The following is a 23057-nucleotide window of genomic DNA, read 5'->3' as shown; positions in this document are numbered from 1 at the left end:
GATCATGCGCCGCTTCGACTTTGTCACCCTTAAGCTGTTTATTTCTGTGGCGGATGAAGGACGCCTGACGGCTGCGGCCGAGCGTGAGCATCTGGCCCTTGCCGCGGTAAGTAAACGGATTAGCGACTTGGAGGCATTGGTCGGCACGACGCTGCTTTATCGCCGCCCCAGAGGCGTCGAGCTAACCCCCGCAGGCCAGGCGTTTTTACACCACGCCCGACGCATCATGGATAATATCGAGCGCCTGGAAGCGGAGCTGAGTGAATATGGCGAAGGGGTGCGCGGCCATGTGCGTATTCACTCCAATACCTCGGCAATCATTGCGTTTCTTCCCCAGGACCTCAGTACTTTTTCCCGCCACTACCCCGATATTAAAATTGACCTTCAGGAACGAGTAAGTAGTGAAATTGTGGCTGCCGTGCGCGATGGATTGACCGATATCGGCATCTTCGCGGGGCATGTTGCGGCACCTGATCTTCAGAAGCTTTCGTACCGACATGACCGGCTAGTATTAGTGACGCCTGGTAATCACCCGCTGGCGGAGCGTGAAAGCATTGCCTTCAATGAAGCCCTCGACTTCGATTTTATCGGCCTCCAGCAGGATGCCTCGCTGCAAGCGCTGCTGCATGAGCAGGCCAATTTAGCTGATAAAGCGCTGCGCATGCGTATTCAGGTGCGTAGTTTCGACGCTATTTGTCGCATGATTCATCATGGGATGGGCGTGGGCATACTGCCTGAACAGACCATCTACCGAGATCTTGGAGATCTGGAGTTAAAAAGTATTCCGCTTAGCGATCCTTGGGCACAACGTGAGCTGGTTATCGGTATGCGCCGCTATGCCACGCTACCGGCCACTGCTCGTCATTTAGTGGATCATCTGGTTAAAGCGGAAACGGCGCCTTTTTAGACGCCACACATACTTGTCGGCTTCGCGTTTGGAGAATGCTCGTAGGCTTGCTGAATCCTCCATTACAGGCCGACTCCGGAGTAAACCTGGCTAACGACTGCCGATGTTCCTTCATCTTTAGTCGTATGCTGATTCGTATATGCCCTCAAACGCCCGCGTTCATGGGTTCTATAGCCATCGTATTATACGAAGGCTGCCTTCTCGAACGTCGATTTGAGCGTATCGGCGGCTTGTTTCAAGATCCATAGGACAACATCGCAACATCCTGCCTATAACGACAAATTGAGAGAGTACATCTCATGCAAAAATCACTGCTTGCCACGCTCACCGCGTTAGGCATTTTAGCGGTTGCTCCCTTCGCGCTGGCCAACCCGATTGAAATTCAAGTTAACAACACCATGAGTGAAGGCGGCTCTGAAAGCGCTGCGGTTGAGCGCTTTGCACAGTACCTGGAAGAGCAGGCACCTGGACGCTTCAACGTACGGCCTTTCCTGGCGGGCTCCTTGGGCGGTGAAGATTCCGTACTGGAGCTGCTTAACCTGGGCCAGACCCAGCTTTCACTCACCGGTGGCAACTGGCGCCAGCAATACGCGCCGGAATACGACGCCATTACCGTGCCCTTCCTGTTTACAACGTGGGATGAGGTGGATAGCTATATCGATAGCCCATCGGGCCAGACGCTGATTGAGCAGGCAGAACAGCAGGGCGGCCTGAAGTTTCTCGGTGTTCAACACCGCGGTCCGCGCCATATGACCGCCAATAAAGAGATTCATACGCCAGAGGATTTGCAGGGCTTCCGTCTACGCCTTCCGTCACTGCCGATCTGGCTAGCGGTCTGGGAAGAACTGGGTGCACAGGTGGTAAACGTACCCGCGCCGGAAATCTATCTCGCCATGCAGACCCGCCAGGTCGATGGTCATGAGAACTCGCTCTCTTCGCCCTACACGCGGCGCCTGTGGGAAGTGCAGGACTACCTCATTACCACCAGCCACGTGCAGTTCCCCTGGAGCTGGGTCGCCAGCGCGCGCTGGTGGGACGGTTTGGAGGAAGAGGATCAGGCATTGATTTCTGAGGCGGTTGATGTTGCGCGAGCCTATGGCACCGAGCAAGAGCGCGAACTGGATGATTTTTACCTGGATGCGCTTCAGGAAGAGGGCATGACGGTAATCGAGCCGGACATCGAAGCCTTCCGCGAAGCGGCCATGCCCGCCATTGATCGTGTGCTGTCAGAAATGGCCGACGGTGTACGCGACGACGCTATCAGCGCGAGCCAAGTAAGCGACTGATCATCATCAGGTGGCGGCATTCTGATGCCGCCACCGTCTTAGGTAAGGAGTTATCTTGTGGATGGAGCACTGCCACCCGCAAACGGAGCCGATCGTTTGGCTTTTTATGTCCTGCGCCATGTCACCCGTTTATGCGATGCCGTAGGTGTAGCACTACTGGTCGGCATTTTAGGGTTGATCGTGACCGCCGTGGTTGCCCGCGATCTGTTGAACTGGGGTATGCCCTGGACCGAGGAAGTTGTCTCGCTGCTGGCTATTTACGCCATTGGTTTCGGCTCGATCTCAGCCTGGGTACGCAGCGACCATCTGGTCGTGGATCTGTTTAGTCATCGGCTAAGTGCGCTGGGGCATCAGGTGCAGTATCGGCTGACGGCCATCATCTCCGTCGTCTTTTTTGTGCTAGCCAGCTGGGGCGCCTGGATCATGTCCGATATGAGCGCCAACAATAAAACAGTCTCGTTGAGTATCAGCTTCTCCTATCTCTATTACGGCTTGTTATTCAGTTTTGTTGCCATGGCGATGACCGCCACCTGGCAGACCTTACGTGGCCCCGTCACGTGGTTGAATAAACCCGCGCACGAGGAGATAACGCCATGATGGAACTTGCGATATTCGTCGGCGGGCTGCTGTTTTTAATGATGATCGGCCTGCCCGTGGTGGTGTCGATCGGGGTTACCTCGTTTATTGCGCTGGCGGTAACCGGGGCCGGTGGTTTGCCGGTCGAGCTGCTTTCATTGCGCATGGTGCAAACGCTTAACAACTTTACCTTGATGGCGATTCCGCTGTTTATCCTGGCGGCCAACATCATGAACCTGGGTTCGACCACGACCCGAATATTTGATTTTGCAACCGCCTTGGTAGGATTTACCAAGGGTGGGCTGGGCCACGCCAACGTGGTGGCGAGCTCTATCTTTGCCACTATGTCAGGCACTGCGGTGGCCGATGCCGCGGGGCTTGGCAGTATCGAAATCAAGGCGATGAAAGAGCGCGGTTATGCGCTCGACTACACGACCGGGATTACCGCTGCTTCGAGTGTGGTCGGCCCGATCCTGCCGCCCAGTATCGCGCTGGTAGTGTACGGCTGGCTTGCTAATGTGAGTATCGGTGGACTCTTTATGGCGGGGCTTGTGCCGGGTATTTTAATGGCGCTGCTGCTAATGGGCATGACCGTTTTACTCGGCGCCACAGGTAAAGTCGTGATGCCCGCTCCCGTGCCCTTCAATGCAGGCGAAGTCGTGCGGACCGGCAAGCGGGCCATTTTACCCTTGATGATGCCCGCGATAATCGTTGGCGGTATTTGGGGAGGCTTCTTCACACCGACAGAAGCCGGCGCGATTGCCTCGCTGTATGCGGTGATATTGGGCGGGGTGATCTATCGCGATCTGAGCTGGAAGAGCCTGTACGACGCGTTTCGGCGTACATTGATGTTCAGCGCTGTCATCCTGCTGATTATTGCGGTATCAAGCTTCTATGGCTGGATTCTGGTGCGTATGGGTATTCCCCAGGCGCTGGCCGGTCAAGTGGCCAGTGTCGATATGCCCACTATTGCGCTGCTGATCTGCTTTGCGCTGTTCTTCTTGCTGATCGGCTGCTTTATGTCGGTGATTGAAAGCATCCTGATCTTTACTCCCATTGTGGTGCCTGCCGCGTTGAGTGCAGGGCTGGACCCGGTGCATTTCGGTATCGTAATGGTGATTACCCTGTCGGTCGGGGTCATTACGCCGCCATTCGGCACGGTGCTGTTCATGATGGTGGGTATTACCAGATTGCGTTACGGCCAAGTGGTCAAGGCGGTACTGCCGTTTTTACTGCCGATTATAGCGACCATTCTGCTGTTGATTGCGGTGCCAGGATTGGCCACCTGGCTGCCTGGGGTGATGGGGTATTGATATGACCAACCCCGCCCTACTGAAAAAAACCAGCGGGGCGGGGTTGGATTGGCGATTAGCCATCGTTAGGCAGAATACGCCCGGGGTTCATCAACCCTTTCGGGTCGAACAGGGTTTTAACCCCGCTGATCAACTCCCGCTCTATTGGTGAAAGCCGAGCCAAATAGGCTGCCTGCTTGGTGCGCCCAATACCGTGTTCGGCGCTGATGCTGCCGTGGAAATCGTCAAGCACTTCAAAAAGCCGCTCTTCCAAGGCGTGCAGATGGGCTTTTTTATCCGCGTTAGAAAGTGTAATGGGCGGCAGTATATTGAAGTGCAGATTGCCATCGCCCACATGCCCGTAAGCGATAATTTCGCACTCGGGAGAAGCGTCCATTACGACTTCACTGGCGCGAGTGACAAAGTCAGGAATGGCTGAGATAGGTATCGAAATGTCGGTACGTAAATGCTCACCGCGCCGCCTCTGCCCTTCCAGCATGCTTTCACGAAACTGCCACAGCTGCGCGGATTGGGTAGCGCTGGATGCCAGTGCCCCATCAAGCACCAGGTCACGCGCCATACCGGTTTCCAGCAGTTGCTCCAGCATAGCGCCCAGGTCCACCGGCCCTGTGGCCGCGACTTCCATCAATACGTACCAGGGGTAAGCACTTTCCAGCGGGTCGCGTAGCTCGGGCGTTGCCTCTATCGCAAGCTCAATGCAGCGCCGGGGAATGAGCTCGAAAGCCGTCAGCAAATCGCAGCAGTCGCGCCGCGCTAAACCATATAGATCGATCACCGCTTGTACCGACGGCAGACCGAGCAGGGCGGTGCGGTTCTGGGTCGGGCGAGGGGAAAGTTTGAGCACAGCACCCGTGACAATCCCCAAGGTGCCTTCACTGCCCAGAAACAGCTGTTGAAGGTCGTAACCGCGGTTGTCCTTATGCAGGGCACTCAAGCTATCCAGCACGCGCCCATCCGGCAGCACGACCTCAAGGCCGAGCACCAGCTCGCGCATCATGCCGTAGCGCAGTACATTGAGCCCGCCTGCGTTAGTGGCGATGTTGCCGCCAATCTGGCAGCTGCCCTGCGCGCCTAGCGAAAGCGGAAAGTCGCAGTCATGCTCCGCTGCGGCCAGTTTGACGTTTTCGAGAATACAGCCCGCGTCCACCGTGATAGTGAAGTTGATGGGATCAATGGCGCGCACGTTATCCAGGCGTTCGAGGCTGATCACCAGCTCCTGACCGCTTGCGGCGGGCAAGGCGCCTGCCACCAGGCCGCTGTGACCGCCTTGGGGCGTCATCGCGATACCTTGTGCGTAGCAGCGCCGAACAACTTCAGCGACTTCCTCTGTGTTTGCCGGGCGTGCCACGGCCAACGGCATGCCCAGCGTGACACCTGCCCAGTCGCTTACGTAGCGCGCCATGGCATCCGGCTCGCGCAGCAAGCCGCGCTCTCCAAGCAGGCTGGCGAGTTCATTTAGAAAGCTAGTGGTATCTATCATTGGCCCGCTTCCTGCCATGCTGCACCCTCCGGGTAGCGATGCTGTGCCTGGGACTGCGCGTGCATGGCAATGCTGTAGCCCGGCGCATCGGGTACCTGATAGCGGCCATGGTTGATCACTACCGGGTCGATAAAGTGCTCGTGAAGATGGTCTACATACTCAAGTACGCGCCCTTCAAGTTCGCCGGATACTGCGATGTAATCAAACAACGAGATGTGCTGGGTGTATTCGCACAGCCCAACGCCGCCGCCATGCGGGCAAACCGGTACGCCGAATTTGGCAGCCATGAGCACTACTAGAATCACTTCATTGAGCCCACCCAGGCGGGCAGCGTCCAGCTGACAGTAATCAATGGCGTCCGCCTGAAAGAACTGCTTGAACATCACTTTGTTGTGGCAGTGTTCGCCGGTAGCGACCCCGATAGGCGCGACGCGGTGGCGGATCTCGGCGTGACCCAGAATATCGTCGGGGCTGGTGGGTTCTTCGATCCATAGTGGGTCAAATTCAGCCAGTCGGCGCATTTTGGCGACTGTTTCGTCGACCTCCCACACCTGATTGGCGTCCATCATCAGCACGTTGTCCCAGCCGATCACTTCACGTAGTAGCGCTGCACGGCGCGCATCCTCTTCAATGTCGCCGCCAATTTTCTGTTTAAAATGGGTCCAGCCTTCTGCCAGAGCTTCGCGGGCCAAGCTGCGCACTTTTTCATCGCTGTAGCCCAGCCAGCCTGCGGAAGTGGTGTAGCCGGGGTAGCCATCGCGGCGCATTTCGGCTTCACGTGCCGCTTTACCAGGGGCCTGACGGCGCAGCAAGCAAATCGCTTCTTCAGGGGTTAGCGCGTCGGTGACAAAGCGGAAGTCGAGGCAGCGAACCAACTGCTCCGGAGTCATATCCACCAGCAATTTCCATACCGGTTTACCTTCGCGTTTCGCCCACATATCCCATACGGCGTTAACGATAGCTGCGGTGGCTAAGTGAATCGCGCCCTTATCAGGGCCAATCCAGCGCAGCTGACTGTCGCCGGTGAGTTCGCGCCAGAAAGTGCCCATATTATCGGTAATAGAGGCAAGCTCGCGACCCTCGATCAGCGGCGCCAGGGAGTGCACGGCGGTGACTACAATTTCGTTGCCACGGCCGATTGTAAAGGTTAAACCATGGCCTTCTGGGCTGCCGTCATCGGTATGCAGGATGACATACGTGGCTGAGTAATCGGGTGCTGCGTTCATGGCATCGGAGCCATCGAGCGAGCGTGAGGTGGGAAAACGGATATCCTGGATCTCGACGTGCGTAATTGTTGTCATTGCGTTCTCCTGGAGTGTAGTGTGAGCAGAGATGGGATCAGCGGCGAGCCAAGTGGCGCATCAGCTCGCGAATACCGTAGGTCCACGGCGGCAGCTGATCGCTTCTGCCCACCGAGTTGACCAGGGCACCCAGGGCGGGGGTAGAAATAGTGACGCGATCACCGAGGTGATGAGTAAAGCCCTGGCCTTTCCCATCGCGGTCTTTGATAGGGGAGAACATCGTACCCAGAAACAGCATGAAACCATCAGGGTACTGGTGATGGGCACCGATGGTTTGGCGTACCAGATCCAGCGGGTCGCGGCTTATTTCACGCATATCGCTCTCGCCTTGAAGCAGGAAGTCGTCATCCTTGCCTTCAATACGCAGTGAGACTTGGCAATTGCGCACGCTGTCGATGTCAAAGTGGTCATCAAACAGGCGAATAAAGGGGCCGATTGAGCAGGAGGCGTTGTTGTCTTTCGCTTTGCCAAGCAGTAGGGCGCTGCGCCCCTCAACATCACGCAAATTGACATCATTGCCCAAGGTAGCGCCTCGTACCTGACCGCGGCTGTCCACGGCCAGCACGATTTCGGGCTCAGGATTATTCCACTGCGAGGACGCATGCAGCCCCACTGGTGTGCCAAAACCGACCGAAGAGAGCGGCTGGGCTTTGGTAAACACTTCCGCATCGGGGCCGATACCTACTTCCATATACTGTGACCAGCCACCGCGCGCCTGAAGTGCTGTCTTAAGCGCCATGGCTTCTACAGACCCGGGGGAAATCTTGGAAAGATCAGTGCCAATCAGCGCCTGCAGGTCATCGCGCAGCGCAACGGCCTTAGCCGGGTCGCCGCCTGCCTGCTCTTCGATGACCCGCTCCAGCAAGCTGACGGCAAAGGTAACGCCGCAGGCTTTAACGGCCTGAACATCGCAAGGGGCGAGCAGGTAGGGTGCTTGTGGTTGAGCCTGCTGAGAATTCGCCAGCAGCACCTCGATGCTGCCCAACGATATACCTTCCGCGCGCCGCACAACTTCCAGCATATCATCGCGTTCTAGCAGGTCGGCCATGGTGGGGCCAAACTCGGTAATATCGATAACGTTGCCATCATGCACCGTGACCAATGCGGGGCCTGGATGCGTGCCGTCCAGCCATACGCGGCCAACGAGCAGGGCATGATCCAAGTCGGTGGGAAGGGTGTCAGTCAGGGAAAGTAGTTCCATGATCGCCTCCGGGTTACTAAGCGACTGGCAGTTAATACCTTATCGCCTATGATGTTATAGATATTGTTATGTATGACAGGTATACCAGATCATGACTTACTCTAGCGCACCGCTGCATTTCGGGTCGATAGCGAAAGTGCATTAAATGAACACAAGCGTTGAGTAAATTTTATATACGCAGGTTTTAAGGGGAATGTCATGTTAGAAGAGTGGAAAGGCAAGAGGGTACTGATTACGGGGGCCAGCCGTGGAATAGGGGCTGCTGTCTCGAAGCAGCTAGGTGCACTGGGAGCACATGTGGCGGTGCATTATCATAGTAGCGAATCCTCCGCTGAGGCGGTGGCTAGCACTATTCGCGATTCGGGTGGCGATGCTTTTACCTTAAGAGCGGACGTCAGCCAGTCATCAGAAGTACGCCGGCTTATTGATGATGCGGCCGAACGGCTGCAAGGTCTGGATCTTTTGATCAACAACGCGGGCGATATGCTGGGGCGAGTCAGTTTAGACAATATGGATGACGACCAGTACAGCCGTGTATTGGATCTCAATGTGCGCTCAGTCATGATGGCGAGCTGTGCCGCTTTGCCACATTTTCGGCGTTCCGGACAAGGAAATATCATTAACACTACTTCAATTGCTGCACGTAACGGCGGGGGAGCCGGGGCCGGTTTATATGCTTCAGCTAAAGGTTTTGTTAGTACGCTGACGCGCAATATGGCCAAGGAGTTAGCCGGAGAGAGGATTCGAGTTAATGCCGTGGCGCCGGGTGTTATTGCAACGGATTTTCATGAGCGGCACTCTAGTGAGGCCTTTTTAACAGCCGCCTGCGCTTCAATCCCCATGGGGCGTTTGGGAACTGCTGAAGAGTGTGTTGGTGCTTACGTCTTTCTGGGTACCGAAGCTTTGAGCGGCTATGTGACTGGGCAAATAGTCGAGGTGAACGGCGGACAGCTAATGCCATAAGCATTTAGTTATATTGGCTGTAGCTAGCTTTACGTAGATATCAAAAATTTAATTAATATCAGAGTGTTATTTCGTTTTTCATTGCGGTGCTAAAAAAATAAAATGCGACTATAGATAGTTGCACGATCTAAAACTACCAACTAAATTTTAGCTTGGTGGTATGACACGTATACAAAAAGATGGTCAGCTTCCTTGGCTTCGGCCACACGCAACAACAGCTAATAATAAATTCAATCGTTGTGAGGAATACCCAATGAACCACAAACGTCAGCAGCGCTTTACTATGTCCCGCGTGCTAATCGCTACGTTAATTGCGTCAGGCGTTAGTTTCGCCGGGGCCGTACAAGCCGCCGAAAATCTACGTTTCGCACATGTTTATGAAACGTCGGAACCCTTCCATAAGTGGGCGCTGTGGGCGGCGGATGAAATTGAAGAGCGGACTGAAGGGCGCTACACCATGCAGGTATACGCTGCCTCTTCTTTAGGGAAAGAAGAAGACATTAACGAAGGGCTTGGGCTAGGCACGGTGGATGTCATCTATACCGGCACGCAGTTTGCTGGCCGCGGTTACGGGCCCATCGGCATTGCAGGTGCTGCGTATATGTTCCGTGATTTTGATCACTGGCAGGCCTTTGCTGATAGTGATCTTTTCCAGGAAATTGCCCAGGGCTATCAGGATGCAACCGGCAATGTGCCTTTGGCTCTTAACTATTATGGCGAACGCCATGTAACGTCGAATACGCCGATCAATACACCCGAGGATATGGCAGGTCTCAAGATACGTGTGCCCAATGCGCCGATGTACATGATGATGCCTAACGCAGTAGGCGCTAACCCCACCCCGATTGCTTTCGATGAAGTCTACCTGGCCTTGCAGCAAGGCGTGGTCGACGCGCAGGAAAATCCGCTGCCAACCATTCGCGCCAAGGCCTTTCATGAGGTGCAGGATTACATCAACCTGACCGGCCACATTACCGATTCGCTGATCACGATCGTAGGTGGACCGCGGTGGAACCAGTTGAGCGAAGAGGATCAGGAGATATTCCGTGAGGTATTCCAGGAAGCCGCTGAGAACAATACCCAAGATATCCAGCAGGCTGAGGAAGAGTTGGTAGCCTGGTTTGAGGAGCAGGGTAATACCATCAACGAAGTAGATCGCGACATCTTCCGTGAAGCCGTCGTGCCCGCTCATAACGGCAGCGCCGCCACTTGGGATCAGGAAACCTACGATCGTCTGCAGGCTATCGGCCAATAATCCAACCTCAGCGAGCACTTCGCTATCTTCCTAGCGAAGTGTCTGGAGTATTGTGCCATGAGTGACGCACGCGAAGATGCACCTCCCAGCATTGATCCGATGGTGGATTTTGAATCCGCCTTCGACGATGCCCCCTTCAAACTGAGTGATTATCGAGTTGAAGACTTTGTGACCCTGACGCTGTTCTGGGCGCTTATTCTGGTGGTATTCACTCAGTTTTTTAGCCGCTATGTGCTGGGCAGTTCTATCGGTTGGACCGAAGAAATTGCCCGTTATCTGCTGATTGGTGTTGGCTTTTTGGGCAGCGTAATGGCCGCCCGCAACGGCAGCCACATTATGGTGGAGTTCTTCTACCATTACATGCCGCAGTGGCAGGCGCGCTTGCTGGAGCGCTTGGTGAACCTGGTAAGCCTTGTCTTTTACATAGCGATGGCATGGATCGCCTATCAGCTGGCATCACGTACCAATAGCTTGATGGTGTCGGTTGACCTGCCCAAGAGCATTATCTATTTCACGGTCTGTGCGGCGTTTGTATTAATGGCGCTACGTACCATTCAGCGGCTCTATCTGAAGTACCGGGATCGTAACGATGTCGTTTGAGAAGTGGTTTCCCGTCATGCCATTTTTATCAAGAGGCCTGCCATGTCCCGAATTTCCATGATGCGCTGGCAAAAGCCGTTAGTGTCACCGCTGCTGTCGGCACTGGCCGTGCTGGGTTGCGTAATATTACCGCTGATGGGGTATCACCTCGGCTTCTTGTTTTTTGCCTTATTCACTATGTTGGTGCTCGGGGTCCCCATTGCGGTTAGCTTGGCAGGCGCCTGCTTGATGTTTGTACTGATCACAGGCCAAGTGCCCAATATCGTAATTGCGCACCGTATGATCAACGGCATCGATAGCTTTCCACTCTTGGCCATTCCGTTTTTTATCTTTGCTGGCAGCTTAATGAATAACGGCGGCATCACTGAGCGGATCTTCAATTTTGCCAAGGCCCTGATGGGCTGGATGCGCGGTGGGCTGGGTCACGTGAATGTAGGCGCCAGCATCGTGTTCTCTGGAATGTCAGGGGCGGCCGTGGCGGATGCCGGTGGCCTTGGCATGATTGAAGTGAAAGCGATGAAAGATGCTGGCTACGATGAGGAATTTGCGGTGGGCATTACCGCCGCTTCGTCGACCATCGGGCCGATCATCCCGCCTAGTTTACCGATGGTCATTTACGGCGTCATGGCATCCGCCTCCGTGGGCCAACTATTTGCAGCCGGGTTAATTCCTGGGCTGTTAATGGGGGCGATGTTAATGTTGATGATCTTTATCATCTCGCGTCGACGGGGTTATCAGCGTGACGCGGTATTTTCGGTGCGCGTGCTTGGACATACCTTTAAGCGGGCTTTTTTATCGCTAATGACGCCCGTCATTATCGTGGGCGGCATTATTACCGGCGCTTTTACACCTACCGAAGCGGCGGTCGCTGCGGTGTTTTATGCGCTGATACTAGGTGTCGTGGTTTACCGCACTCTGACCTGGCGGAAATTATTAAAAGTCAGTATGGAAACCATCGAGACAACCGCAGTCATTTTGTTCATTGTCTCTTCAGCATCGATATTTGCCTGGATACTCACTAGCAATCAGGTTACCCAGAACGTGATTGCCTTAATGGGGCCCTTTGCTGATAGCAAGCTTGCCGTACTGATGATGGCCAATATTGTACTTATCATTGTCGGCTGCTTTATGGAAACCATTGCCGCGATCACTATTCTAGTGCCGGTTCTATTGCCCATGGCGGTGGCTGTGGGTGTCGATCCCGTTCACTTCGGCGTGATTATGGTGCTCAACCTGATGATTGGTCTGTTGACGCCACCGGTGGGAATGGTGCTCTACGTACTTTCCCGAGTCGCCAACGTAAGCTTTGAGCGCTGCATGCGAGGAACCATTCCGTTTCTTATTCCTCTGGTGATCTGTTTGCTATTAGTGACTTTTATTCCGGCTATTTCCATGTGGCTTCCCACGCTGATATACCGTTGAGCACTATCGGCTGATTTGCCGCCAACGACAATATTAGGATCTGGAGTATTTGTTAATGACCGACACGTCATTGGATTTTCGCGTTACCCGTGAGGATTTAACGCGCTTTATGCAAGCGGCACTTGTGGCAGCCGGTGCCAATCAAGCATCTGCGGATGCCGTGAGCCGCGCATTGGTAACCGCCTCACGCATGGGCACCGACAGCCATGGGTTGCGTCTATTGCCGCATTATTTAAAGGCACTTAATGGCGGGCGCATTAACGGCGCGCCTAACATGGTGTTTCACCAGCGCTTAGCGGCAACGGGCTTTTTAGATGCGGATGATGGGTTAGGCCATCTAGCGGGCTTCACCGCCATTGAGCACGCCATGGCAATGGCCAGCGAAGTGGGGATGGGGGCTGTGGCGGTAGGTAACTCATCGCATTTTGGGGCAGCGGGATGTTATGCGTTAGCGGCGGCCGAGCGGGGCTACCTGGGCATGGCATTCTGTAACTCGGACCCATTCGTGCTACTACACGACGGGGCCAAGCCCTTTCATGGTACCAACCCCATCGCCTTTGCAGCACCGGTAGAAGGAGGCGCGCCGTATTTGTTGGACATGGCAACCAGCTCGATTCCCTGGAATCGCGTGCAGCAGTTCGGTGCCATTGGTCGCGAGCTTCCGGATCAAGTGGCCGCTGATGCGGCCGGAAAGGTGAGTCGCGTGCCTGGCGAGATTGAAGCTTTGCTGCCGTTAGGAGGCAGTAGCTTTGGGTTTAAGGGCGCAGGGCTTGCCGGGATGGTCGAGATACTCAGTTCGGTGCTGTCGGGAATGCAGCACGGCTTCAAACTTCTCCCCATGGGCGGACCGGATATGGCGACGCCTCGTGGCGTGGGGCATTTCTTTTTAGCGATGAAACCTGATGCGTTTGTGGAAGAGGGCACTTTTGCACGCGGGTTGGCCGAGTATTTAGCGGACCTACGTGCCCAGCCTGCCACTCCAGATGCGCGGGTTATGGCGCCAGGTGATCGCGAATGGCGCTGCCAAGCGCAGCGCGATGCAGATGGCATTCCACTGGATTCTGCCAATCAGTCGGCCTATGCAGAGATCGCCAAGCAGTACCAGCTAGCGCCGCTATCTCGACTCGATTGAAGGTACAGTTGAAGGATCGCAACGGGAAATGCAGTAAAGTGGCGGTGAATTCCAGGTTAACCAGGAGTGACTGCCTATGAGCAGATACCGGATCGAGCGTAAAACGCTGTCTGAACAGGTCGCCGAACAGCTCGAGGCGGAGATTCTTGAGGGGCGGCTAAGCGAAAATGATCAATTGCCTTCAGAACGGGAATTGATGGAGCAGTTTGGTGTGGGCAGACCCGCCGTGCGTGAAGCGCTGTTCCATTTGCAACAGCTTGGGCTAATCGCGATCAACAGCGGCACGCGTGCCAGGGTGATCCGCCCTACCGCCGAAGCCGTCATGGCGAGGCTTTCTGGCGTCACCCGGCAGTTGCTTTCCAAGCCTGATGGGCAGCAGTATTTTCAGGAAGCCCGGGCGATGTTCGAGATATCGCTGGCGCGTAATGCTGCACGCCACGCAAGCGATGAGGATTTGACGCGATTGCGCGATGCGCTGACAGCCAATCGCGATGCCATCGGGGATGAGGCTCGTTTCAAGCGCTCCGATAACGATTTTCATGGAGTGTTGGCAAGTATCGGCCGCAACCCGATCTTTGATGCTATTCACGTAGCGCTCTCCGAGTGGCTGGACGATAGGCGTGCCCACGTTCTGCAGCAAAAGGATGAAGATAAGGCAGCCACTGCTGCTCATACTGAAATTATCGAAGCTATTGAGTCCCGGGATCCCGATGCGGCCGAGGCGGCCATGCGGCGCCACCTCGACCGTCATTACGGTACCTATAGGCAGCTTAAAAAACGCCTATCGGATGCTTCTTGATGTTGCCGTTGCTAGCTCTCACGCTTCCCATCAACCAGCCGGGAAACGTTCAAAGGATTATCGTCGCGTAGCACTTCAGGCAGTAAGTCAGTAGGCAAGTCCTGGTAGCAGACCGGACGTAGGAAGCGGTAAATCGCGGCGCTGCCCACTGACGTGGTACGACTATCAGATGTTGCCGGGTAAGGTCCGCCATGCACCATTGCGTGCCCCACCTCGACACCCGTAGGCCAGCCATTGGCCAGAATGCGGCCAGCGCGCTGCTCGAGCGTCGGCAGGAGCGCCTTGGCGGCATTCAGGTCGCCATCGTCCATTTGCAGTGTAATGGTCAACTGGCCTTCGAGCTGCTCTGCAATGCGTTGAATTTCGTCGCTATCCTGACACTCAATAACCAGCGAGGAAGCACCGAAGACTTCTCCCTGTAAGGCGTCGTCGGCCAGGAAATCTTGCGCGCTGGCCACAAATAGCCCTGTTTGGCAGCTATGCGGGCCGCTGCCTGCTTGGCCGCGAGCAATCTCCTTGACGTTGGAATGGTCCGAAAGGGCGGATATACCACTTTGATAAGCTTCGTGAATACCGGGTGTCAGCATCGTTTGGGCATTGCTGGCTTTAACAGCTTCCCCAGCAGCACTGATAAATGCATCCAGGTCGGCGCCTTTAAGGCCAATCACCAGTCCTGGGTTGGTACAGAACTGGCCTGCGCCCATATTCAGCGAGGCGACAAAGCCTTCGGCAATCTTGTTACCGCGCGCTTTTAATGCCTCGGGGAAGAGGAATACCGGGTTAATGCTGCTCATTTCCGCATAGACGGGAATTGGCTCAGGACGGGCTTGGGCTGTGGCCATCAAGGCCATACCGCCGCTACGCGAGCCGGTAAAGCCGACGGCTTTAATACGTGGGTCCGAGACCAATGCTTGACCAATATCTCGACCTGAACCGAAGAGCAGCGAAAATACGCCTTCAGGCATTTCGCACTTGGCAACTGCACGCTGAATGGCGCGGCCTACCAGTTCAGAAGTGCCGGGGTGGGCTGAATGGCCCTTGACCACAACAGGGCAACCCGCCGCCAGGGCGGAGGCGGTATCGCCCCCCGCTACGCTAAAAGCCAGCGGGAAATTGCTGGCACCAAATACGGCCACTGGGCCAAGAGGAATATGACGCTGACGTAAATCCGCACGCGGCATAGGCTGGCGCTCAGGCTGCGCCGGGTCAAGGCGCAGGTCTAGCCATTCACCTGCACGCACCACCGAGGCGAACAGCCGTAGCTGGCCACAGGTCCGGCCACGCTCACCTTCAAGGCGCGCTTCAGGCAGGCCGGTTTCCGCCGCGCCGCGTTGGGTTAGCTCAGTACCTATCGCTTCAATCTCATCGGCAATGGTTTCCAGAAATTGGGCGCGCGCTTCAAGCGTGGTTTCGCGGTATTGGCTGAACGCCGCCTCGGCAAGCTGGCAGGCTTTTTCAACGTCGGCGCGGCTACCACCGGGATAGCGCGGCGGCAGCGTCTCGCCGGTGGCGGGGTTGACGGCATAAATATCGGCTTGAGAACCGGTGACGGCCTGTTGGCCGATCAGCAGTGTACCTTGCAGTGTCATGTAGCCTCCTGTTAAAGCGCGTTGACGGTGGTTTTCTCGTACTCGTGCGTCGAGAGCATGCGCAGCGTGTTACGTAGCGGGCGGCCAAAGTCGTTAAGCGTAATCTCGAAACGATCGCCATCTCGGGTTTGGATCTGGTCGGCAAAGCTCAGCGTGGCGGTGCCGAAGAAATGGACGTGGACATCGCCAGGGCGGCGAAAACCGGGGTATTTGAAGTGGTGATATTCAAGGTTATCGAGGCTGTGAGCCATATTGGCCTCGCCCGTTAAAAACGGCTTCTCCCACAGCGTTTGCCCATCGCGCACAATACGGCTGGTGCCTTCGAGATGGGCGGGAAGTTCACCGATCAGCAGTTCAGGCCCGATGCTGCAAGCGCGCAGCTTGGAGTGTGCAAGCCACAGGTAGTTAAAACGCTCGGTAACATGATCGGAGAATTCGTTGCCCACGGCGTAGCCGATCCGCCATGGCGTACCGTCGTCAGCGACAATATAAAGCCCGGCAAGCTCAGGTTCTTCACCGGCATCCTGGGCAAATGCTGGAGAAGGCATCTCCGCTTCCGGGGCAACGATGCAGTCGCCATCACCTTTATAGAACCACTCCGGCTGTGCCCCTTCGGCGTTGTTTGAGGGCTTTCCACCTTCGACGCCGAGTTTGAACATACGCATGGAGTCGGTCAGCTCCTCCTCGGCCACCTGAGTTTTGGCATGCATGGCAGATCGCGTATCGGCGCTGCCCAAGTGAGTGAGGCCGGTACCAGTCACCAGGCAGTGAGCGGGATCGGGATGAGTGAGCGGCGGTAGTAGGCGCTGCTCGTCGATTAACGTTTGGTAATCAACCTGAGCGTCGCTGAGTCGTGATTTAATGGCTTGCTCAAGGGACTCACCGGCGGCAATAGCGGCTTTGGCCAACGCATAGGTTCCGCCTTCGATCGTGATAGGGCGTACGATCTGGGCATCTTCCACCACGGCGACCCGAACATGGTTCTGGTCGAGGTACTGAATCAAGCGCATATGATTTCCTTATATAATGTCGGTGGTTAGTTGCCGCGCACAGCGGTGAGGTCAGGTAGCCACGTCACAATGCCGGGAAAGGCGATCAATATAACCAGCACTACCAGCAAGGCGGCGTAGTAAGGCAGCATGGCCTTAACCAGCTGTTCCATGGAAACCTTGCCGACCCCACAGCCAACGTACAGGCAGGTGCCCACCGGCGGTGTTAAAAGGCCAATGCCAAGAATGAACGCCATGAGTACGCCAAAGTAGACCGGGTCAACGCCCACCGAGGTAACGATGGGTGTCAACATTGGCGCCATGATTACCATGGCCGGGGTCAGGTCCATCACGAACCCCACGAGCAGCAGTAAGCCGGCAACGATCAACAGCAGTAGAAAAGGGTCCTGAGTGATTGCCTGGACCTGGGTAACCAGCGTTTGCGGCACCATATTAATGGTTAGAAACCAGGCAATGACGGTAGCAAACGCCAGCAGAAGCAAGACCATCCCAGTCAATCGAGCAGTACGAATCAACATGCCCCACAGCTCGCGGATGTGGAATTCACGGTAGATCACCAGCGAGATAAACAGCGAGTAGAGCAGCGCGGCAACAGCCGCCTCAGTGGCGGTAAATATGCCACCGATAATCCCACCGATGACGATCACCGGCAGCACCAGAGCAAGCCACGCTGCCTTGAACGCTTGCCATAGCAAATCGAAGCGGAACTTTCGAGTCTGCCCGGCGTGGCCGATGGTAGCCATAATGAAGGTCGTGGCCATCAGCCCGAAGCCGATCAATATCCCCGGCACGATGCCGGCGATAAACAGGCGGCTAATGGAGGTTTCGGTCACAATGCCGAACAAAATCAGTGGTATAGAGGGTGGGATAATGATGCCGATGACCGAGGAAACGGTATTGATCGCTGTGGCCTGCGGGGCGGTGTAGCCCTGCTTGGTCATGGAGGGAATCATCATCGCGCCGGTCGCGGCGGTATCGGCCACGGCAGAACCACTAATGCCGCCAAAGAACATGGAACCGGTAATCGCGACTTGGCCCAGGCCACCGCGTACAAAACCGACCAAGGCCCCTGCAAGCTCCATTAAGCGGCGGGCAATGCCGCCGTTGCTCATTACTTCGCCCACCAGAATAAAGAACGGTATGGCCAGCAGCGGGAAGCTGTTTACCCCGCGTATTGACTGCTCAATCATGATGGACAAAGGAATATCAGAGAGTAGCGCCATCACCACAGCCGCAACGCCCAAGCCAAAGGCAATGGGTAAGCCCAGGGCCAGCGAGGCGAACAGGATGCCTAGAAAAATCCATAGCATGATCTAACGGTCTCCATCAGCGGTGGGCATGACGTTCGGCGAGCGTATCTGCAAAATGCTTTGCCAGGCGCGCCAGATGGCCACAGCGGCAATAAAGGCGGCGCAAAGTACCAGCGAGGCATTCACCATATTCCATGGCACGCCAAGGATTGCGGTGCGCCCCGAGGCACGCGACATCACCAGAAAACCACCCCAGACGATGATTCCCATCAACGCGGTAATCACCAAATGCTGAAACAGATACAGTGCATGGGCGGCGCGCGGTTTTAATCTGCGCACTAAAATATCCACCGCAATATGCTCATAGCGGGCGAACGCTGCCGCAGCACCCAGGAAAATCAGCCAGATAAACAGCATGCGTGCCAGCTCATCGGCCCAGGGCAGTGAGTGATTCAATACGGCGCGGCCCACCACGTTGGCCGATACCGACAAGATGAGCGCTACCAGAAGAGCCGCAATCGCGTGTTCCATCGCAAGTGTCAGCCAACGAAACAGCGCAGGACCACGGCGCTGCTCGGTATCGATCTCCAGCGGCTGGCGCTGGGGATCATCGAAGAAGGCCGCAGTATCCGGAATGGGGGTATCAGGTGTATCCATGAGCTCTCCGAAAAGACAGATAACGACCATGCAAGAGGCATTTGCCTCTTGCATGGTCTAGTCGTGGCAAAGGTGCACGAGAGCAAGCCGACGTATCAGCAGGTGCCTATTGGGCTGCTGCCGACTCGGCGAGCCGCTGGAACTCAGCCACCAGATCTTCACCAATGCGCGGTGCCCACTCGTCATAAACGGGCTGTACGGCTTCCTGGAAAGCGGCTATCTGTTCGTCGTTAAGACGGGTAATTTGCATGCCACGCTCTTCAAGTTGCTCCCGTGCCCAATCGTCGTATTCGGAGGAGAGCTGGATTTCGTAATCGGCGGCCTGCAGAGCGGCCTCCTGAACCAGCTCCTGATACTCAGGGTCGAGTCGATCCCAGGTGCGCTGGGAGATCATTTTGATAAAGGGGGTATAAACGTGGCGGGTTTCGGAGCCGTAGTCCTGCACTTCATAGAAATTGGATGTCAGGATGGTGCTCCAGGGGTTTTCCTGGCCATCCACAACGCCCTGTTCCATGGCCGAAAACAGCTCACCAAACGCCATGGGTGTCGGGTTGGCACCTAACGCCTGCCAGATAGCCAGGTGAACGGGGTTTTCCATGGTGCGTACGGAAAGGCCGCGAACGTCCAAACCGGCTACGTCTTCCGGCGATGAGACTTCCCGTGCGCTATTGGAAAGCTGGCGGAAGCCATTTTCAGCAAAGGCCAGTGCCTTGATGCCGGTGCCATCAAACGCGTCGAGCATCTCTTGAGCGGCGTCGCTACGCATGGCCTCAATGGCGGCTTCACGGGTAGGGAGCAGGAACGGCAGGTCGAAAACGGCTAGCTCTTCAACGTAGCCGGTTGCGGGGGAGGAGGAAGGGTAGGTCATGTCCAGCGTGCCGGTCTGGAGCATTTCCATCATCTGCACGTCGTCACCGAGCTGGCTGTTGGGGAAGATGTTGACGCTGATTCTTCCTTCGCTGCGCTGGTCAAGAATATCCGCAAAGTACTGGCTGGAGATGTACTGAGGCGAGCTTTCGGCCAGGCCAAGTCCCATGCGCAGGGTCACACTGCCGTGATCGCCTACAACGCCGCCTTCGATCTCGGGTGGTTCAGAAAGGTCGGGCTTGGACGTTTGCGCGTAAGCCATGCCTGAGCTGAGCAGCGTAGCACCGGTTACTAATAGGGTGCGCTTTAAAAGATGATGCATAGTCGTCACTCTCCTGGCGTGCTGCAGGGCGCTTCGCTGAGGGTATTCTTCAAACGAGCTGCAGCCTATTGTCTGTTGTTGTATGTCAGCGGCACTGCCTTTTGGGTTAAGCGCCACAAGCCCTCAGGTGAATGTGTAACGTTTTGCGTATATGTTCAACATATACTTTTGTATGTATCGACGATGCGGTGGAGAACGCGTACCGTCATGGCGACCCCCTCCTTGTGTTTGAAGGAGATTATTTAACTGGGAATGTTAGTAGGGCCGGTTGAGTGGCTTAGGTACGCCTACTGACGTTTTACCTTCACTTTAGGCGTGGAGCGTAGCCATGGCCAACCCTCATCGAATAACCCCTGAGCAGTTGCGTTCACGTTATTGGTTCGATAACCCTGACCACCCCGGCACTACGGCGCTGTGCGTTGAGCGCTACCTCAATTACGGCATTACGTTGGATGAATTGACGAGCGGTAAACCGATTATCGGTATCTGCCAGTCGGGGTCTGATTTAACCCCGTGCAACCGTCACCATATTGATCTGGTCAAGCGGGTTAAAGACGGCATTCGTGCGTCGGGTGGCGTGCCGTTTGAGTTCCCCATGCATCCTATTCATGAGAATGTGCGTCGGCCTACCGCGGCGCTGGATCGTAATCTCGCTTACCTGGGGCTGGTGGAAGTGCTCCATGGCTATCCGTTGGACGGTGTGGTGCTAACCACCGGCTGCGACAAAACCACCCCCGCCGCGCTGATGGCCGCGGCAACGGTAAATATTCCTTCGATTGTGCTGTCCGGTGGGCCGATGCTTAACGGCTGGCGAGGCGCCGAGCGGGTGGGCTCGGGGACGATTATCTGGGAGCTGCGTAAACGCCTGGCAGCGGGAGATATCGACTACGCAGAGTTTCTGTCACGCGCCAGTGACTCAGCGCCCTCGATTGGTCACTGCAATACCATGGGCACGGCGTCTACCATGAACTCCATGGCTGAGGTATTGGGAATGAGCCTGCCGGGCTCGGCGGTCATCCCCGCGCCCTATAAAGAGCGCGCGATGGCGGCCTATGACACCGGCGTGCGAATCGTCGATATGGTCTGGGAAGACCTGCGTCCGCTGGATATTCTGACCCGCGAAGCGTTTGAGAACGCCATTGTGGCCTGTTCGGCGCTGGGCGGCTCATCCAACGCGCCGGTTCACATTAACGCGATCGCCCGTCATGCAGGCGTTGAGCTGAATAATGACGATTGGCAGCGCCTGGGCCATGAGATTCCGCTGTTGGCCAACGTGATGCCTGCCGGCGCTTTTCTATGTGAAGAGTTTCACCGCGCGGGGGGCGTGCCCGCGATCCTTCATGAACTCCAGGGAGCCGGCAAACTGCACAGCGATGCGCTGACGGTGAATGGTCGCTCTCTGGGTAATAATCTGCAGGGCCGGGAAACACAGGATTCCAACGTGATTTGCCGCTACGCCGAGCCGTTGGTAGCCCATGCAGGGTTTCTAAATCTCAAAGGCAACCTGTTCGAATCAGCGCTGATGAAAACCAGTGTTATCTCCCAGAATTTCCGCGATCGCTTCCTGAATGATCCAAGCGACCCTGAAGCCTTTGAAGGCAAGGTGGTAGTGTTTGATGGTTCGGAGGATTATCACGCTCGTATCGACGATCCGGCGCTGAATATCGACGCCCGCACCATTCTAGTGATGCGCGGCGCTGGTCCGGTGGGGCATCCGGGTGGCGCCGAAGTGGTCAATATGCAGCCGCCAGAGGCGCTGATCAAACAAGGGATTGAGTCGCTGCCCTGCCTGGGCGATGGGCGTCAATCGGGCACTTCCGGCTCGCCGTCGATACTCAATGCGTCGCCGGAAGCGGCCACAGGGGGCGGGCTTGCGCTGCTTGAAAGCGGTGATCGACTGCGAGTTGATCTTAAACGTGGCGAAGTGCAGCTGCTGATTGACGCGAGTGAGCTGGAAGCACGCCGCGAACGTTTGGCCCAGCAGGGCGGCTACCGTTATCCAGGCCACCAGACCCCTTGGCAAGAGATTCAGCGCAGTATGGTCGAGCCGCTGGATCGTGGCATGACCTTGGAGCCTGCGACCAAGTACCGTGATGTGGCCCGCCAGCATCCGCCAAGGGATAATCATTAGCATGAGCCGCTTTAAAGCTTTGTCGCATCGCCAGCAGGGGCTGCTGCTGACCGGTGGCGGCGCGATAATCATGGCGCCGGATGCTTTGCTGATCAAGGTAGCTGACCTGCCCGATGCAGAGATACTGATGTGGCGCGGTTTTCTCTCTGCGCTGGGTTTTTTGCTAATCGCTCTGGCGCGCTATGGCCGCGGCACGTTGGCAGCCTATCGCCGCTGCGGCTGGACCGGGATCGCCGTGGCGCTGTTGTTTAGTCTGACAACCTGCGGTTTCGTGCTTGGCAATCAGTACACCAAGGCAGGCAACGTGTTGATGATACTGGCCAGCGCGCCGCTAATCGCGGCAATTCTCTCCTGGATCATTCTCAAGGAGCGTTTGCCCCGGCGCACTTGGCTGGCGATCTGTTTGTGCATGGCGGGTGTCGCCATGATTGCGTTAGATGACTCAGGCGCAGGCTCATGGGTAGGCAACGCTTTTGCCTTGGTGACAGCGACGACCCTGGCGATTAATTTTACCCTCTGCCGTACGCGTCCGGGGGTGGATATGAGCCCGATGCTGGTATTCAACGGCCTTATTGTGGGCAGCACCGCCGGGCTTTTCTGGCTGGCGGGGAGCGAGCCGTCCTTACCCGCCACAAATCAACTTGCGGTGGTGGTATTGCTTTGCCTGTTTATTGTGCCTTGCGGTGTCACGCTTTTGCAGCGTGGGCCGTTGTATCTGCCTTCCGCTGAAGTGGGCTTGCTGCTGTTGCTGGAAGTCGTGGTGGGCACGCTGCTGGCCTGGTGGATTCTGGCTGAACAGCCCGCACCAGTTGCCATGGTGGGCGGCGCCCTGGTGCTCGGCACCCTAAGTGCTAAAGGCCTTTATGAACGGCGGCTGGAACTCAGGCAGCGTGCAGGGCTTGAAACTATTACCGTCGATGAAACTAGGGCCGTCGATGAAACGACGCCGCCTGTCACAGTAGACCGGTCAAGTACGTTATGATTGGCTGGAATTGA

Annotated in this window: 20 protein-coding genes; 12 read left to right on the top strand and 8 right to left on the bottom strand. The window is 56.1% G+C overall.

Annotated elements, in window-relative coordinates; translation table 11 throughout:
• Window positions 1–4: 4 nt before the first annotated feature.
• From ELY38_RS05870 to ELY38_RS05855, 4 genes are all read left to right on the top strand, one after another.
• Entirely contained in the window at window positions 5–907 is a 903-nt protein-coding gene (locus tag ELY38_RS05870; RefSeq protein ID WP_127060574.1) for a LysR family transcriptional regulator, read from the top strand.
• A 299-nt stretch (window positions 908–1206) separates the two neighbouring features.
• Window positions 1207–2193: a TRAP transporter substrate-binding protein gene (locus ELY38_RS05865; RefSeq protein WP_127060573.1), complete on the top strand. Its 987-nt coding sequence runs from the start codon at window positions 1207–1209 to the stop codon at window positions 2191–2193.
• 57 nt (window positions 2194–2250) lie between these two features.
• Complete coding sequence (locus ELY38_RS05860) at window positions 2251–2790, top strand: TRAP transporter small permease (protein ID WP_127060572.1); 540 nt, start codon at window positions 2251–2253, stop codon at window positions 2788–2790.
• Window positions 2787–4082: a TRAP transporter large permease gene (locus ELY38_RS05855; RefSeq protein ID WP_127060571.1), complete on the top strand. Its 1296-nt coding sequence runs from the start codon at window positions 2787–2789 to the stop codon at window positions 4080–4082. The genes ELY38_RS05860 and ELY38_RS05855 overlap by 4 nt, the downstream gene beginning before the upstream one ends.
• Before the next feature lie 55 nt (window positions 4083–4137).
• Here ELY38_RS05855 and ELY38_RS05850 read toward each other — a convergent pair whose 3' ends face one another.
• Genes ELY38_RS05850 through ELY38_RS05840 form a run of 3 tightly spaced genes read right to left on the bottom strand, consistent with a single transcriptional unit; the run spans window position 4138 to window position 8064 of the window.
• The gene (locus ELY38_RS05850) at window positions 4138–5562 is read right to left on the bottom strand and encodes an FAD-binding oxidoreductase (RefSeq protein WP_127060570.1); all 1425 of its coding nucleotides are present in this window, start codon (window positions 5560–5562) and stop codon (window positions 4138–4140) included.
• Entirely contained in the window at window positions 5559–6863 is a 1305-nt protein-coding gene (locus ELY38_RS05845; RefSeq protein ID WP_127060569.1) for an L-fuconate dehydratase, read from the bottom strand. Before ELY38_RS05845 ends, ELY38_RS05850 begins: the two co-directional genes overlap by 4 nt.
• A gap of 37 nt (window positions 6864–6900) precedes the next feature.
• Window positions 6901–8064: a fumarylacetoacetate hydrolase family protein gene (locus ELY38_RS05840; RefSeq protein ID WP_127060568.1), complete on the bottom strand. Its 1164-nt coding sequence runs from the start codon at window positions 8062–8064 to the stop codon at window positions 6901–6903.
• 198 nt (window positions 8065–8262) lie between these two features.
• Between ELY38_RS05840 and ELY38_RS05835 the strand changes: the two genes are divergently transcribed.
• The 6 genes from ELY38_RS05835 to nanR all read left to right on the top strand — a co-directional run bounded on the left by ELY38_RS05835 (window position 8263) and on the right by nanR (window position 14235).
• A complete protein-coding gene (locus ELY38_RS05835) occupies window positions 8263–9027 on the top strand; it encodes an SDR family NAD(P)-dependent oxidoreductase (RefSeq protein ID WP_127060567.1) in 765 nt (254 codons plus the stop codon).
• Between the two features lie 253 nt (window positions 9028–9280).
• Window positions 9281–10282, top strand: a complete 1002-nt coding sequence (locus ELY38_RS05830; protein ID WP_127060566.1) for a sialic acid TRAP transporter substrate-binding protein SiaP — start codon at window positions 9281–9283, stop codon at window positions 10280–10282.
• A 57-nt stretch (window positions 10283–10339) separates the two neighbouring features.
• Window positions 10340–10882, top strand: a complete 543-nt coding sequence (locus tag ELY38_RS05825) for a TRAP transporter small permease (protein WP_127060565.1) — start codon at window positions 10340–10342, stop codon at window positions 10880–10882.
• A 42-nt stretch (window positions 10883–10924) separates the two neighbouring features.
• On the top strand, window positions 10925–12304 hold the full coding sequence (locus ELY38_RS05820) for a TRAP transporter large permease (RefSeq protein ID WP_127060564.1): 1380 nt from the start codon (window positions 10925–10927) through the stop codon (window positions 12302–12304).
• 55 nt (window positions 12305–12359) lie between these two features.
• Window positions 12360–13436, top strand: a complete 1077-nt coding sequence (locus ELY38_RS05815) for an Ldh family oxidoreductase (protein WP_127060563.1) — start codon at window positions 12360–12362, stop codon at window positions 13434–13436.
• Window positions 13437–13512: 76 nt separating this feature from the next.
• Window positions 13513–14235 carry a transcriptional regulator NanR gene (gene nanR / locus ELY38_RS05810; protein ID WP_127060562.1) on the top strand — a complete coding sequence of 241 codons (723 nt, stop codon included), beginning with the start codon at window positions 13513–13515 and terminating at the stop codon, window positions 14233–14235.
• Window positions 14236–14246: 11 nt separating this feature from the next.
• On the opposite strand, the gene ELY38_RS05805 is transcribed toward nanR, so the two are convergent.
• The 5 genes from ELY38_RS05805 to ELY38_RS05785 form a co-directional block, all read right to left on the bottom strand.
• A complete protein-coding gene (locus tag ELY38_RS05805; protein ID WP_127060561.1) occupies window positions 14247–15824 on the bottom strand; it encodes an aldehyde dehydrogenase (NADP(+)) in 1578 nt (525 codons plus the stop codon).
• Between the two features lie 11 nt (window positions 15825–15835).
• Window positions 15836–16834 carry an AraD1 family protein gene (araD1, locus tag ELY38_RS05800; RefSeq protein ID WP_127060560.1) on the bottom strand — a complete coding sequence of 333 codons (999 nt, stop codon included), beginning with the start codon at window positions 16832–16834 and terminating at the stop codon, window positions 15836–15838.
• A 26-nt stretch (window positions 16835–16860) separates the two neighbouring features.
• Window positions 16861–18144, bottom strand: a complete 1284-nt coding sequence (locus ELY38_RS05795; RefSeq protein ID WP_127060559.1) for a TRAP transporter large permease — start codon at window positions 18142–18144, stop codon at window positions 16861–16863.
• Window positions 18145–18147: 3 nt separating this feature from the next.
• Window positions 18148–18741 carry a TRAP transporter small permease gene (locus tag ELY38_RS05790; protein ID WP_127060558.1) on the bottom strand — a complete coding sequence of 198 codons (594 nt, stop codon included), beginning with the start codon at window positions 18739–18741 and terminating at the stop codon, window positions 18148–18150.
• A 106-nt stretch (window positions 18742–18847) separates the two neighbouring features.
• A complete protein-coding gene (locus ELY38_RS05785; RefSeq protein ID WP_127060557.1) occupies window positions 18848–19930 on the bottom strand; it encodes a TRAP transporter substrate-binding protein in 1083 nt (360 codons plus the stop codon).
• A gap of 328 nt (window positions 19931–20258) precedes the next feature.
• Between ELY38_RS05785 and ELY38_RS05780 the strand changes: the two genes are divergently transcribed.
• Window positions 20259–22061 carry an IlvD/Edd family dehydratase gene (locus tag ELY38_RS05780; protein ID WP_127060556.1) on the top strand — a complete coding sequence of 601 codons (1803 nt, stop codon included), beginning with the start codon at window positions 20259–20261 and terminating at the stop codon, window positions 22059–22061.
• 1 nt (window position 22062) lies between these two features.
• A complete protein-coding gene (locus ELY38_RS05775; RefSeq protein ID WP_127060555.1) occupies window positions 22063–23043 on the top strand; it encodes a DMT family transporter in 981 nt (326 codons plus the stop codon).
• Window positions 23044–23057 lie beyond the last annotated feature (14 nt).

This window comes from Vreelandella nanhaiensis, assembly GCF_003990185.1.
Taxonomy (GTDB): Bacteria; Pseudomonadota; Gammaproteobacteria; order Pseudomonadales; family Halomonadaceae; genus Vreelandella; species Vreelandella nanhaiensis.
This window is presented reverse-complemented; position numbering and strand designations above follow the sequence as displayed.